The sequence below is a fragment of the Pseudomonas allii genome (assembly GCF_055380095.1).
The window spans coordinates 12,211-25,311 of sequence record NZ_AP039450.1; the positions used below are offsets into that span (position 1 = coordinate 12,211).

A 13,101-nucleotide genomic window follows, 5' to 3' on the forward strand; every position below is an offset into this window, starting at 1 on the left:
GGTCAGCTCAGCGTCGAAATGTCAGCGATGTTGACGAACAAGCCACGCAGGCGCGCCAGCATGGCATAGCGGTTTTTCCGCACGCCGGCATCGTCGGCATTGATCATCACCGCTTCGAAGAACGCATCCACCGGTTCACGCAAGGTGGCCAGGCGCGCCAACGCTTCGGCGTAGTTGCGCTCAGCGATCAGCGGTTTCACTGCATTTTCGGCCTTGGCGATGGCCGAGTTCAGCGAGAACTCCTTGGCATCGGCAAACAGGCCAGGGTCGACGTCAGCGTTGCCCAGGCCTTCGGCCTTGCTCAGCAGGTTCGACACACGCTTGTTCACGGCGGCCAGGGCATCAGCTTCCGGCAGTTTGCGGAACGCCTGCACGGCTTGTACGCGTTGATCGAAGTCCAGCGCCGAACCCGGCTGCAGGGCACGTACCGACAGGTACACCGACACGTCCACGCCTTCGTCTTCGTAACGCGCACGCAGGCGGTCGAACACAAACTCCAGCACTTGCTCGGCCAGGCCGGCCTGCTTGACCTTGGCACCGAACTGGCCGACGGCAAACACCACGGCCTGGGTCAGGTCGAGGTCCAGCTTTTTGTCGATCAAGATACGCAGCACGCCCAGGGCCGCACGGCGCAGGGCATACGGGTCTTTGCTGCCGGTTGGCAACATGCCGATCCCGAAGATACCCACCAGGGTGTCCAGCTTGTCGGCGATCGCCACGGCTGCACCGGTCAGGGTGGTCGGCAGTTCAGCGCCGGCACCGCGTGGCATGTACTGCTCGTTCAGGGCCAGGGCAACATCGTCTGGCTCGCCGTCGTTGAGGGCGTAGTAGTAACCGGCAACGCCTTGCATTTCCGGGAACTCGCCGACCATTTCGGTGGCCAGGTCGCACTTGGACAGCAGGCCAGCGCGGGCAGCCCAGGCGGAATCACCACCAATGCGTGGTGCAATATAGGCGGCCAGCTTGGAAACCCGCACGGCCTTGTCGTACACGCTGCCAAGTTTTTCCTGGAACACCACGTTCTGCAGGCGCAGGTTGAAGTCTTCCAGCTTCTGCTTCTTGTCTTGCTTGAAGAAGAACTCGGCGTCGGTCAGGCGCGGGCGTACGACTTTCTCGTTACCGGCGATGATCTGCTGCGGGTCCTTGCTTTCGATGTTGGCCACGGTGATGAAACGCGGCAGCAACTTGCCATCCACGTCCAGCAGGCAGAAGTACTTCTGGTTGTCCTGCATGGTGGTGATCAGCGCTTCCTGCGGCACGTCGAGGAAACGCTCCTCGAACGAACACACCAGCGGCACCGGCCATTCAACCAGCGCGGTCACTTCGTCCAGCAGGCTTGGCGGCACGATGGCAGTGCCTTCCTGCAGACGGGCCAGCTCTTCGGTGCGCTTGCTGATCAGCTCGCGACGCTCGTTGGCATCCGCCAGCACATAGGCCGCGCGCAGGTCGTTGAGGTAGTTGGCCGGCGAAGTGATGCGCACGGCTTCTGGATGGTGGAAGCGGTGGCCACGGGAATCACGGCCGGCCTTCTGGGCGAGGATGGTGCAGTCGATGACCTGGTCACCGAGCAGCATCACCAGCCATTGGGTCGGACGTACGAATTCTTCCTTGCGTGCACCCCAGCGCATGCGCTTCGGGATCGGCAAATCGTTCAGCGAATCTTCAACGATGGTCGGCAGCAGGCTGGCGGTAGGCTTGCCGGTGATGACCTGGCTGAACCGCAGTTTCGGGCCGCTCTGGTCGATCTCGCTCAGTTCCACGCCACATTTCTTGGCGAAACCCAGGGCCGCCTGGGTCGGGTTGCCTTCGGCGTCAAAAGCCGCCTGGCGCGGTGGGCCGTCGAGGTTGATGCTGCGGTCCGGCTGCTGGGTTTCCAGCGCGGTCAGCAATACAGCCAGGCGACGCGGCGCGGCGTAGACTTTTTTCGCGGCGAACTTCAGGCCGGCGGTTTGCAGGCCCTTTTCGATACCGGCCAGGAACGCGTCGGCCAGGGTGTTCAGTGCCTTGGGTGGCAGCTCTTCGGTGCCCAGTTCAACCAGGAAATCTTGAACACTCATTGTGCAGCCTCCAGCTTAGCCAACACTTCATCACGCAGGTCCGGGGTGGCCATCGGGAAGCCCAGCTTGGCGCGAGCCAACAGGTAGGCTTGGGCGACGGAACGCGCCAGGGTGCGTACACGCAGGATGTATTGCTGGCGAGCGGTTACCGAGATGGCACGGCGCGCGTCCAGCAGGTTGAAGGTATGGGAGGCCTTCAACACCATTTCATAGCTCGGCAACGGCAGCGGCTGGTCGAGTTCGATCAGGCGCTTGGCTTCGCTTTCATAGAAGTCGAACAGTTCGAACAGCTTGTCGACGTTGGCGTGTTCGAAGTTGTAGGTGGACTGCTCCACTTCGTTCTGGTGGAACACGTCGCCGTAGGTGACCTTGCCGAACGGGCCGTCAGCCCACACCAGGTCGTAGACCGAGTCCACGCCTTGCAGGTACATGGCCAGGCGCTCGAGACCGTAGGTGATCTCACCGGTCACCGGGTAGCACTCGATGCCACCGGCTTGCTGGAAGTAAGTGAACTGCGTCACTTCCATGCCGTTGAGCCAGACTTCCCAGCCCAGGCCCCAGGCGCCCAGGGTCGGCGATTCCCAGTTGTCTTCGACAAAACGGATGTCGTGGACCAATGGGTCCAGGCCTACGTGCTTGAGCGAGCCCAGGTACAGTTCCTGGAAGTTGTCCGGGTTCGGCTTCAATACCACCTGGAACTGGTAGTAGTGCTGCAGGCGGTTCGGGTTTTCGCCGTAGCGGCCGTCAGTCGGGCGACGACTGGGCTGCACATAAGCGGCGTTCCAGGTTTCCGGGCCGATGGCCCGCAGGAATGTAGCGGTGTGGAAAGTGCCGGCGCCTACTTCCATATCGTAGGGCTGAAGTACCACACAACCTTGCTCGGCCCAGTATTGCTGGAGGGCGAGGATCAAGTCTTGGAAGGTACGCACGGCTGGCGTAGGCTGGCTCACGAAATTCACCTGTTACTTGGGCTGCGATTTAAAGAGCGGGAGTATACCCGATTCGGCCCCGCCACCACTCCCTGGAGCCTTATGCCACGCTGCTTTTGGTGTTCTGAAGATCCGCTGTACATGGCTTATCACGATCAGGAGTGGGGAACGCCGCTACGCGATGCGCAGGGTTTGTTCGAGTTGCTTTTGCTCGAAGGGTTCCAGGCGGGCCTGTCCTGGATCACCGTTTTACGCAAACGCGAGCATTATCGGAAGGTCTTGTTCGGTTTTGATGCCCCGCGGTTGGCCCAACTGAGCGACGCCGAGATCGATGCGCTGATGCTCGATCCGGGCATCGTGCGTAATCGCCTGAAACTCAATGCCACCCGACGCAATGCCGCCGCATGGCTTGCGCTGGAGGACCCGGTGGGGATGCTCTGGTCCTTCGTCGGCGGCAAACCCAAGGTCAATCATTTCAAGGACCGCAGCGAAGTCCCGGCGATAACCCCCGAGGCCGAAGCCATGAGCAAAGCCTTGAAAAAAGCCGGTTTCACCTTCGTCGGGCCGACCATTTGCTACGCCTTCATGCAGGCCTCGGGCATGGTCATGGACCACACTCAGGACTGCGACCGTTACGCGGACTTGGTCAACGCCGGTTAGAATGCGCGCTTTGCGCACCACACACGATCAGGAGTGACCTGTGGAAAAGTTTAAAGGCGCCTTGCTGGTAGGCGCTCTGCGGTTGTTTGCCCTGCTGCCCTGGCGCGCTGTCCAGGCGGTTGGCACGGCCATCGGCTGGATCATGTGGAAAACCCCCAACCGCTCCCGCGACACGGTGCGGATCAACCTCTCCAAGTGCTTCCCGGACATGGATCCGGCCGCCCGTGAGCGCCTGGTCGGCCAGAGCCTGATGGACATCGGCAAGTCCCTGACCGAAAGCGCCTGCGCCTGGATCTGGCCGGCCCAGCGCTCCATCGACCTGGTACGTGAAGTCGAAGGCCTGGAAGTGCTGCACGAAGCCCTGGCCTCGGGCAAAGGCGTGGTCGGCATCACCAGCCATCTGGGCAACTGGGAAGTGCTCAACCACTTCTATTGCAGCCAGTGCAAGCCGATCATTTTCTACCGCCCGCCCAAACTCAAGGCGGTGGATGAACTGCTGCGCAAACAGCGCGTGCAACTGGGCAACCGCGTGGCGGCGTCGACCAAGGAAGGCATCCTCAGTGTGATCAAGGAAGTGCGCAAAGGTGGCCAGGTCGGTATCCCTGCCGACCCGGAACCGGCCGAATCCGCCGGGATCTTCGTGCCGTTCTTCGCCACCCAGGCGCTCACCAGCAAGTTCGTGCCGAACATGCTCGCCGGCCACAAGGCGGTGGGGGTGTTCCTGCATGCGCTGCGGCTGCCGGACGGTTCGGGCTACAAAGTGATCTTGGAGGCGGCGCCGGAAGACATGTACAGCACCGACACCGCCACGTCCTGCGCGGCGATGAGCAAGGTGGTGGAGCGGTATGTCGGCGCGTACCCGAGCCAGTACATGTGGAGCATGAAGCGCTTCAAGAAACGCCCGCCGGGTGAAGAGCGCTGGTACTGACTGCCACTGCCTCAAGACGAGTGTTGAACCAAATGTGGGAGGGGGCTTGCCCCGATAGCGGTTGCTCAGTCAAATAGGTATCGACTGACACACTGCCATCGGGGGCAAGCCCCCTCCCACATTTGAATTGCGCTAAGCCTGGCGGTCGAGTTTCTTCAGGAACACCATCATCTCTTTTTCGGCCTGTTTATCACCATGGGCCTGGGCCGCTTCAATACCCTTCTCCCATGCCAGCCGCGCTGCAGCCTGATCACCCAGCTCCGCTTGCGCCTTGCCCAACAACTTCCACGCTGCCGAATACTTCGGGTCGAACTCCACGCATTTCTGCAAATGCTCCGCCGCCTTGGCGTTGTCCTTCAGGTCCAGATAACCCTTGCCCAAGCCAAACCGCAGCAGCGAGTTATCCACACCCTTGGCGAGCATTTTTTCCAGGGATTCGAGCATGTCGGCCACTCCGTTCGATCAGAAAAAACTCAACCCCACGTGGAACAACTTCTCCACATCGCGGATATGTTTCTTATCCACCAGAAACAGGATCACATGGTCCCCGGTTTGGATCACCGTATCGTCGTGGGCAATGATCACCTCTTCGTCACGGATGATGGCGCCAATGGTGGTGCCCGGCGGCAAGCCGATATCGCGGATGGCCTTGCCGATCACCTTGCTCGACTTGGAGTCGCCATGGGCAATCGCCTCGATGGCTTCCGCCGCGCCCCGGCGCAGGGAGTGCACGCTGACGATATCGCCCCGGCGTACGTGGGCGAGCAAGGTGCCGATGGTCGCCAATTGCGGGCTGATGGCGATGTCGATATCGCCGCCCTGGATCAGGTCCACGTAGGCCGGGTTGTTGATGATGGTCATCACCTTTTTCGCGCCCAGTCGCTTGGCCAGCAACGACGACATGATGTTGGCTTCGTCATCGTTGGTCAGCGCCAGGAAGATGTCGGCGTCGGCGATGTTTTCTTCCATCAGCAGGTCGCGGTCCGAGGCGCTGCCTTGCAGTACGACGGTGCTGTCCAGGGTGTCGGACAAATGCCGGCAACGTGCCGGGCTCATCTCGATGATCTTCACCTGGTAGCGGCTTTCGATGGCTTCGGCCAGACGCTCGCCGATCTGCCCACCGCCGGCGATGACGATGCGCTTGTAGGTCTCATCGAGACGGCGCATTTCGCTCATGACCGCGCGAATATTCGCCTTGGCGGCGATGAAAAACACTTCGTCGTCGGCCTCGATCACCGTATCGCCCTGGGGCAGGATCGGACGGTCACGCCGGAAAATCGCCGCGACGCGGGTCTCCACATTCGGCATGTGCTCGCGCAGTTGACGCAGTTGCTGGCCCACCAGCGGGCCGCCGTAATAGGCCTTCACCGCCACCAACTGCGCCTTGCCACCGGCGAAGTCGATCACCTGCAAGGCGCCCGGGATTTCGATCAGGCGCTTGATGTAGTGCGTCACCACCTGTTCCGGGCTGATCAGCACGTCGACCGGAATCGCATCGTTGTCGAACAGCCCGGCACGGGTCAGGTAGGCCGCTTCGCGTACGCGAGCGATCTTGGTCGGGGTGTGGAACAGGGTGTGGGCGACCTGGCAGGCGACCATGTTGGTTTCGTCGCTGTTGGTCACGGCCACCAGCATGTCGGCGTCATCCGCGCCGGCCTGGCGCAGCACCGTCGGGAACGATGCGCGGCCTTGCACGGTACGGATGTCGAGGCGGTCGCCAAGGTTGCGCAGGCGTTCGCTGTCGGTGTCGACCACGGTGATGTCATTGGCTTCGCTGGCCAAATGTTCGGCCAACGTACCGCCAACCTGCCCTGCCCCAAGGATGATGATTTTCATCCGGTCACTCCCTTTAAACCATTCAGCCGCGCGCGGCGGCGATCTTGATCAGTTTGGCGTAGTAGAAGCCATCGTGTCCGCCTTCTTGCGCGAGCAACTGGCGGCCGTGGGGCTGCTTGATGCCAGCGGAGGTGGCGAGGTCCAGCTCCCGCGCACCGCTGGTGCGGGCGAGGAAGGCTTCGATCACCTCGGTGTTTTCCGTCGGCAAGGTGGAGCAGGTGGCATAGAGCAGGATGCCGCCGACTTCGAGGGTCGGCCACATCGCGTCGAGCAGCTCGCCCTGCAGCACGGCCAGGGCGGCGATGTCATCGGGTTGGCGGGTGAGCTTGATGTCCGGGTGGCGACGGATCACGCCGGTGGCGGAGCACGGTGCATCGAGCAGGATGCGCTGGAACGGTTTGCCGTCCCACCAGGTGGCGGTGTCACGGCCATCGGCGGCGATCAGCTCGGCGCTGAGGCCCAGCCGGGCAAGGTTTTCCCGCACGCGCACCAGGCGCTTGGCTTCCAGATCGACAGCGACGACACCGGCCAGGTCTTTTTCGACCTCCAGTATGTGACAGGTCTTGCCGCCCGGCGCGCAGCAGGCGTCGAGCACGCGTTGGCCCGGCGCCAGGTCGAGCAGGTCGGCCGCCAGTTGCGCCGCCTCATCCTGCACGCTGATCCAGCCTTCGGCAAAGCCCGGCAGGCTGCGCACGTCGGTGGCCGCCTCCAGCACGATGCCGTCGATGCTGTACACACAGGATGTGGCGTTGATGCCAGCGTCGGTGAGCAATTGCAGGTAGGCATCACGGTTGTGGTGACGGCGGTTGACCCGCAGGATCATCGGCGGGTGCGCATTGTTCGCCGCGCAGATGGCTTCCCATTGTTCGGGCCAGAACGCCTTCAGGGATTTTTGCAGCCAGCGCGGGTGGGCGGTGCGCACCACCGGGTCATGTTCCAGCTCGGCCAGCAGCGCTTCGCTTTCGCGCTGGGCACGGCGCAGCACGGCATTGAGCAGGGCCTTGGCCCACGGCTTTTTCAGCTTGTCGGCGCAACCGACTGTCTCGCCTATCGCGGCGTGGGCGGGTACACGGGTGTAGAGCAACTGATAGAGGCCCACCAGCAGCAGCGCCTCGACATCCGCATCGGCCGCCTTGAATGGCTTTTGCAGCAGCTTGGCTGCCAGAGCCGACAGGCGTGGCTGCCAGCGCGCGGTGCCAAAGGCCAGGTCCTGGGTGAACCCGCGATCGCGGTCTTCGACCTTGTCCAACTGGGTCGGCAACGAACTGTTCAGCGACGCCTTGCCGTTGAGGACGGCGGCGAGAGCCTTGGCGGCGGCTAGACGTGGGTTCATTGGGCTGTCCCGAGGATGGTGCCTACAGCAAATTTCTCACGACGGCTGTTGAACAAATCGCTGAAATTAAGCGCTTTGCCACCGGGTAATTGCAGACGGGTCAGGCACAGCGCCTGCTCGCCGCAGGCGACCAGCAGGCCGTCCTTGCTGGCGCCGATGATCTCGCCGGGAGCGCCTTTGCCCTCGGCGAGTTTGGCGGCCAATACTTTCACGGCTTCGCCATTGAGGGTGCTGTGGCAGACCGGCCAGGGGTTGAAGGCACGTACCAGGCGCTCCAGCTCCACGGCCGGGCGGCTCCAGTCGACGCGCGCTTCGTCTTTGTTCAGCTTGTGGGCGTAGGTGGCCAGGCTGTCGTCCTGGACCTCGCCTGCCAGGGTGCCGGCGGCCAGACCGGCGATGGCCTGGATCACGGCGGGCGGGCCCAGCTGGGCAAGGCGGTCGTGCAGGCTGCCGCCGGTGTCATCGCCGGTGATCGGGGTGGTGACCTTGAGCAGCATCGGGCCGGTGTCCAAACCCGCCTCCATGCGCATCACGGTTACGCCGCTTTCGCTGTCGCCGGCTTCCACGGCACGCTGGATCGGCGCCGCACCGCGCCAGCGTGGCAGCAGCGAGGCATGGCTGTTGATGCAGCCCAGGCGCGGGATATCCAGCACCCCTTGCGGCAGGATCAAGCCGTAGGCCACGACCACCAGCAGGTCCGGCTTCAGCGCCGCCAGTTCAGCCTGGGCGTCGGCGTTGCGCAGCGTCGGCGGCTGCAGCACGGGGATATTGTGCTCCAGCGCCAGCTGCTTGACCGGGCTTGGCATCAGTTTTTGCCCGCGACCGGCCGGGCGATCCGGCTGGGTGTACACCGCGACGATGTCATAAGGGCTGGCAAGCAGGGCCTTGAGGTGTTCGGCGGCGAATTCAGGAGTGCCGGCAAAAACAATGCGCAGTGGCTCGGTCATGGGAGGTCTCGGTTAAAAGCAGTCACAAAAGAAAAAGGCTTGCCGCAGCAAGCCTTTGGAAGAAGGGCATCAAGCTTGCTGGCGATGCTTTTTTTCCAGCTTCTTCTTGATCCGGTCGCGCTTGAGCGTGGACAGGTAATCGACAAACAGCTTGCCGTTGAGGTGGTCGCATTCGTGCTGGATGCACACCGCCAGCAGGCCTTCGGCAATCAGCTCGAACGGCTTGCCGTCGCGGTCCAGGGCCTTGATCTTCACGCGCAGCGGGCGCTCGACGTTCTCGTAGAACTCGGGCACCGACAGGCAGCCTTCCTGGTACTCGCCCATCTCGTCGGTCAGTGGTTCGAACTCGGGGTTGATGTACACCCTCGGTTCGCTGCGATCCTCCGACAGGTCCATGACCACGACACGTAGGTGTACGTTGACCTGGGTCGCGGCGAGGCCGATGCCCGGGGCTTCATACATTGTTTCAAACATGTCATCGACCAACTGACGAACCTTGTCGTCCACTACGGCCACCGGCTTGGCGATCGTGCGCAGGCGCGAGTCGGGAAATTCGAGGATGTTCAAAATAGCCATAAGCGTAATTGCTGCACATGTGAGGTAAAGGCAAATCGGCGTTGGGATGGACCCAGACAGCCGGTGTGAAACGCCCCGAAGCCGCGAAGGCCCTGGCATTTCACGCGAACGCACATAATAAAGGAGATTCACCCCATGAGGAAATCGCTACTCGTCTTGCTGCTGTGGGCCCCGTTCGCCATGGCCCTGCTGCCCCAGCCCGTCCAGCGCCTGGATCAATCGACACAACAGGCCATCCAGCGCTTTTTACTGCACAACCGCATTCTTGATTCGCCGCAGGACCTGGACAGCGCGCCGTACATTGTTGCGGCTGATGCAGGTCGAGTGCTGGGGGCCAACGGTGAGCGGGTGCATGCCAGGGGCAACCTGGACCCTTCCCAACCCCATTACGGAATATTCCGACGCGGCAAGGCCTACACCGATCCGCAGACCCAAGAACTACTGGGCATCAACGCCGACGATATCGGCACGGCCCGTTTCGTCACGGCTGGCGACCTCACCACCCTGGCCGTGCAGCGAGTGACCCAGGAGGTGCGCCCGGGTGACCGCCTGCTACGTGCGCAATCTCCTGTCGATCCGGCCACCCTTGAGGTCATTTCAGCCGCGCCCTTCATCGAAGGGCACATCATCGATGTCCCCAAGGGTGTCACCCAGATCGGCGTACTCGATGCTGTCATCCTGAACAAAGGTCGCCGTGACGGCCTGGTCGAAGGTCAACTGCTCAGCGTGATCAAGGCTGGCGCCACCGTGCGCGATAGCCTCACCGGCACGCCGACCCGACTCCCCGATGAACGCGCCGGCACCCTGCTGGTATTTCGCACCTACGAAAAGCTCAGTTACGGCCTGATCCTCAATGCCTCGCGACCCCTGGCGGTGATGGACCGTTTCGAGACTGCGCATCAAACACAATGAATAGGTTGCTAAATAAGTTACCAACAGAGTTATCCACAGCTTGTTCCGGTCAAGGATGATCAAATGAATCCGATAAACAGTCATGAAGTATCCCCGTCAGAACTGGAAGCCCGACTACGCTTGCACAGGCTGCCGGAACTGGGCCCCAAGCGATTTCGCTTATTGATCGAAGCGTTCGGCTCTGCGTCAAAGGCCATCAGTGCCCCCGCCAGTGCCTGGCGTTCGCTGGGGGTGCCGGCCATCAGCGCCGATGCTCGGCGCAGCCATGAAATCCGCGAGGGCGCCAGTGCGGCATTGGCCTGGCTGGCTTGCCCGGCCCAGCATTTGCTGATGTGGGACCAGCCGGAGTACCCCGCACTGCTCGCCCAGATTGACGACGCACCGCCGCTGTTATTCGTCGCTGGTGACCCTCTGACCCTGGAAAAACCGCAACTGGCGATGGTGGGCAGCCGACGTGCATCCCGTCCTGGCATGGACACCGCAGCTGCGTTTTCCCGCAGCCTGGCGAGCGCGGGTTTTGTCATCACCAGTGGCCTGGCCTTGGGTATTGACGGCGCCGCCCATCAAGCGGCATTGGACGTGGGCGGCCAGACAATCGGCGTCCTCGGCACCGGGCTCGAAAATTTTTATCCACAGCGCCACCGACGGCTGGCGGCGGCGATGATTGACCAGGGCAGCGCGGTGGTTTCCGAGTTTCCGCTGGACGCTCCACCCCAGGCCGGCAACTTCCCCAGGCGTAACCGCATCATCAGTGGTCTGTCCCTCGGCGTACTGGTGGTGGAAGCCAGCATGGCCAGCGGTTCGCTGATCACCGCGAAGCTGGCGGCCGAGCAGGGGCGCGAGGTGTACGCGATTCCGGGCTCTATCCATCATCCCGGCGCCAAGGGCTGCCATCAGTTGATCCGCGATGGTGCGGTGTTGGTGGAAACCATCGAGCACATTCTTGAAGGCTTGCGCGGCTGGCAGGCGCTGTCCCGTCCGGCGCCGATGCCGGTGACCCATCCGCTGGTGGCACTGCTGCATGCGGCGCCGCACACCAGTGAAGCGCTGGCGATTGCCAGCGGGCGACCGTTGTCCCAGGTGTTGGCGACGCTTACGGAGCTGGAGCTTGAAGGCCAGGTTATCTGCGAAAGCGGGCGCTGGCTTGCGCGCTGCTAGGTTTTGTAACGAAGATCGGTAAACTGCGCAGAGCTTTAGTCTGGAGAGTGAATAATGGTCAACCGGTGGCGTGTGCTGGAAACCGCACGAGAAATTCGCGCAGGCGCGGTGATTGCCTATCCAACCGAAGCGGTTTGGGGCCTGGGCTGCGACCCGTGGAATGAAGAAGCAGTGGACCGTTTGCTCGCCATCAAGAACCGCTCGGTGGACAAGGGCCTGATCCTGGTGGCGGACAGCATCCGCCAGTTCGACTTTCTCTTCGAAGACTTCCCGCAGGATTGGATCGACCGCATGGCCGCCACTTGGCCCGGGCCGAATACCTGGCTGGTGCCCCATCAGGACTTGCTGCCGGAATGGGTGACAGGTGTGCATGACACGGTGGCGCTGCGGGTGACTGACCATCCGCTGGTGCGGGACTTGTGCTCGCTGGTGGGGCCGTTGATTTCCACGTCGGCCAACCCTCAGGGTCGCCCGGCGGCGCGTACGCGGATCCGCGTGGAGCAATACTTTCGTGGCCAGGTGGACCTGGTGTTGGGCGGCGCCCTGGGTGGGCGCAAGAACCCCAGCCTGATTCGTGACCTGGTGACCGGCGAGGTTGTGCGGCCTTCCTGAGACCGAGGTGCGGCCATCGCGGGCAAGCCCGGCTCCCACACCTGATCCGCGTCTTTCATGACAACACGGTCAAATGTGGGAGCCGGGCTTGCCCGCGATGAGGCCCTTACAGACTCCAGATATCGTGTGCCTTACGGCAGCAGAATGGTCGACCCCGTCGTGCGGCGTGCCGACAACTCGGTCTGCGCCTTGGCCGCTTCTGCCAGCGAGTACCGCTGGTTGATATCAATGCGCACCTTGCCGCTCTTGATCATCGAAAACAGGTCATCAGCCATCGCCTGCAGGTTCTGCGGGTTGTTGGCATAGGTCGCCAAGGTCGGCCGGGTGACGTACAGCGAGCCCTTGGCCGACAGGATCCCCAGGTTCACCCCATCCACCGCGCCCGACGCATTGCCGAAACTCACCACCAGCCCGCGGGGCGCTACGCTGTCCAGCGAGGTCAGCCAGGTGTCCTTGCCGACGCCGTCATACACCACCGGGACTTTTTTGCCGTCGGTCAACTCCAGCACGCGCTGGGCGACGTTTTCCTTGCTGTAGTCGATGGTTTCCCAGGCGCCGAGGGATTTGGCCAGGGCAGCTTTTTCCGGCGAGCTCACCGTACCGATCAGCTTCACGCCCAAAGCCTTGGCCCACTGGCAGGCCAGGGAGCCCACACCACCGGCTGCGGCGTGGAACAGGATGGTTTCACCGCCTTTGAGTTCATAGGTCTGGCGCAGCAGATACTGCACGGTCAGGCCCTTGAGCATGGCGCCGGCGGCCTGTTCGAAGCTGATGTCGTCCGGCAAGTGCACCAGGTTGGCGGCGGGCAACACATGCAATTGGCTGTAGGCGCCCAACGGGCCACTGCCGTAGGCCACGCGGTCGCCGACTTTGAATTGGGTGACTTCACTGCCGATGGCATCGACCACACCGGCGCCTTCCGCGCCCAGCCCTGATGGCAAGGCCGGCGGCGCGTACAGGCCGCTGCGGAAATAGGTGTCGATGAAGTTCAGGCCGATCGCCTCGTTACGCACGCGAACCTGCTGCGGGCCAGGCTCGGCCGGCGTGTAGTCCACATACTCAAGCACTTCGGGGCCGCCATGGGCGCTGAACTGGATACGTTTGGCCATCTGCACTTCTCCTGGGTTCGAATCGCGTAGCCCCCTATCGGACT

General features: G+C 62.6%; 13 protein-coding genes. 5 read left to right on the top strand and 8 right to left on the bottom strand.

Going from position 1 to position 13,101, the window contains the following annotated elements; translation table 11 throughout:
- Positions 1-2 precede the first annotated feature (2 nt).
- Both glyS and glyQ read right to left on the bottom strand, forming a co-directional pair.
- Positions 3-2,057, bottom strand: a complete 2,055-nt coding sequence (gene glyS, locus ACZ445_RS00050; RefSeq protein WP_464707876.1) for a glycine--tRNA ligase subunit beta — start codon at positions 2,055-2,057, stop codon at positions 3-5.
- Positions 2,054-3,007 carry a glycine--tRNA ligase subunit alpha gene (glyQ, locus tag ACZ445_RS00055; protein WP_003187265.1) on the bottom strand — a complete coding sequence of 318 codons (954 nt, stop codon included), beginning with the start codon at positions 3,005-3,007 and terminating at the stop codon, positions 2,054-2,056. Before glyQ ends, glyS begins: the two co-directional genes overlap by 4 nt.
- Positions 3,008-3,088: 81 nt before the next feature.
- Here glyQ and ACZ445_RS00060 point away from each other — a divergent pair, with 81 nt between their 5' ends.
- On the top strand, positions 3,089-3,646 hold the full coding sequence (locus ACZ445_RS00060) for a DNA-3-methyladenine glycosylase I (RefSeq protein ID WP_179029049.1): 558 nt from the start codon (positions 3,089-3,091) through the stop codon (positions 3,644-3,646).
- 40 nt (positions 3,647-3,686) lie between these two features.
- Complete coding sequence (locus tag ACZ445_RS00065) at positions 3,687-4,574, top strand: lysophospholipid acyltransferase (RefSeq protein ID WP_071490897.1); 888 nt, start codon at positions 3,687-3,689, stop codon at positions 4,572-4,574.
- Between the two features lie 132 nt (positions 4,575-4,706).
- Here ACZ445_RS00065 and ACZ445_RS00070 read toward each other — a convergent pair whose 3' ends face one another.
- The 5 genes from ACZ445_RS00070 to def form a co-directional block, all read right to left on the bottom strand.
- The gene (locus ACZ445_RS00070) at positions 4,707-5,018 is read right to left on the bottom strand and encodes a tetratricopeptide repeat protein (protein ID WP_058424377.1); all 312 of its coding nucleotides are present in this window, start codon (positions 5,016-5,018) and stop codon (positions 4,707-4,709) included.
- 18 nt (positions 5,019-5,036) lie between these two features.
- Positions 5,037-6,410 (bottom strand): Trk system potassium transporter TrkA, encoded by a 1,374-nt coding sequence (trkA, locus tag ACZ445_RS00075; RefSeq protein ID WP_071490899.1) that lies wholly within the window; start codon positions 6,408-6,410, stop codon positions 5,037-5,039.
- A gap of 22 nt (positions 6,411-6,432) precedes the next feature.
- On the bottom strand, positions 6,433-7,743 hold the full coding sequence (gene rsmB / locus ACZ445_RS00080) for a 16S rRNA (cytosine(967)-C(5))-methyltransferase RsmB (protein WP_058424379.1): 1,311 nt from the start codon (positions 7,741-7,743) through the stop codon (positions 6,433-6,435).
- The gene (gene fmt / locus ACZ445_RS00085) at positions 7,740-8,690 is read right to left on the bottom strand and encodes a methionyl-tRNA formyltransferase (RefSeq protein WP_464707877.1); all 951 of its coding nucleotides are present in this window, start codon (positions 8,688-8,690) and stop codon (positions 7,740-7,742) included. The genes rsmB and fmt overlap by 4 nt, the downstream gene beginning before the upstream one ends.
- 69 nt (positions 8,691-8,759) lie before the next feature.
- Positions 8,760-9,266 (bottom strand): peptide deformylase, encoded by a 507-nt coding sequence (def, locus tag ACZ445_RS00090; protein ID WP_005783383.1) that lies wholly within the window; start codon positions 9,264-9,266, stop codon positions 8,760-8,762.
- A gap of 135 nt (positions 9,267-9,401) precedes the next feature.
- Between def and ACZ445_RS00095 the strand changes: the two genes are divergently transcribed.
- The 3 genes from ACZ445_RS00095 to tsaC all read left to right on the top strand — a co-directional run bounded on the left by ACZ445_RS00095 (position 9,402) and on the right by tsaC (position 11,948).
- Positions 9,402-10,178: a hypothetical protein gene (locus ACZ445_RS00095; protein WP_058424381.1), complete on the top strand. Its 777-nt coding sequence runs from the start codon at positions 9,402-9,404 to the stop codon at positions 10,176-10,178.
- Positions 10,179-10,241: 63 nt separating this feature from the next.
- Positions 10,242-11,336 (top strand): DNA-processing protein DprA, encoded by a 1,095-nt coding sequence (dprA, locus tag ACZ445_RS00100; protein WP_464707878.1) that lies wholly within the window; start codon positions 10,242-10,244, stop codon positions 11,334-11,336.
- 54 nt (positions 11,337-11,390) lie between these two features.
- The gene (gene tsaC / locus ACZ445_RS00105; protein WP_058424383.1) at positions 11,391-11,948 is read left to right on the top strand and encodes an L-threonylcarbamoyladenylate synthase type 1 TsaC; all 558 of its coding nucleotides are present in this window, start codon (positions 11,391-11,393) and stop codon (positions 11,946-11,948) included.
- Positions 11,949-12,079: 131 nt separating this feature from the next.
- Here tsaC and ACZ445_RS00110 read toward each other — a convergent pair whose 3' ends face one another.
- Positions 12,080-13,057, bottom strand: coding sequence for a quinone oxidoreductase family protein (locus ACZ445_RS00110; protein WP_058424384.1), 978 nt, complete (start codon positions 13,055-13,057; stop codon positions 12,080-12,082).
- Positions 13,058-13,101: the final 44 nt, after the last annotated feature.

What these genes read in the sequence shown, in the direction of transcription:
- def (WP_005783383.1), bottom strand. Translation starts at nt 9,266, where the DNA reads ATGGCTATTTTGAACATCCTCGAATTTCCCGACTCGCGCCTGCGCACG.
- ACZ445_RS00110 (WP_058424384.1), bottom strand. Translation starts at nt 13,057, where the DNA reads ATGGCCAAACGTATCCAGTTCAGCGCCCATGGCGGCCCCGAAGTGCTT.
- ACZ445_RS00095 (WP_058424381.1), top strand. Translation starts at nt 9,402, where the DNA reads ATGAGGAAATCGCTACTCGTCTTGCTGCTGTGGGCCCCGTTCGCCATG.
- ACZ445_RS00060 (WP_179029049.1), top strand. Translation starts at nt 3,089, where the DNA reads ATGCCACGCTGCTTTTGGTGTTCTGAAGATCCGCTGTACATGGCTTAT.
- tsaC (WP_058424383.1), top strand. Translation starts at nt 11,391, where the DNA reads ATGGTCAACCGGTGGCGTGTGCTGGAAACCGCACGAGAAATTCGCGCA.
- fmt (WP_464707877.1), bottom strand. Translation starts at nt 8,690, where the DNA reads ATGACCGAGCCACTGCGCATTGTTTTTGCCGGCACTCCTGAATTCGCC.
- rsmB (WP_058424379.1), bottom strand. Translation starts at nt 7,743, where the DNA reads ATGAACCCACGTCTAGCCGCCGCCAAGGCTCTCGCCGCCGTCCTCAAC.
- ACZ445_RS00070 (WP_058424377.1), bottom strand. Translation starts at nt 5,018, where the DNA reads ATGCTCGAATCCCTGGAAAAAATGCTCGCCAAGGGTGTGGATAACTCG.
- trkA (WP_071490899.1), bottom strand. Translation starts at nt 6,410, where the DNA reads ATGAAAATCATCATCCTTGGGGCAGGGCAGGTTGGCGGTACGTTGGCC.
- dprA (WP_464707878.1), top strand. Translation starts at nt 10,242, where the DNA reads ATGAATCCGATAAACAGTCATGAAGTATCCCCGTCAGAACTGGAAGCC.
- glyS (WP_464707876.1), bottom strand. Translation starts at nt 2,057, where the DNA reads ATGAGTGTTCAAGATTTCCTGGTTGAACTGGGCACCGAAGAGCTGCCA.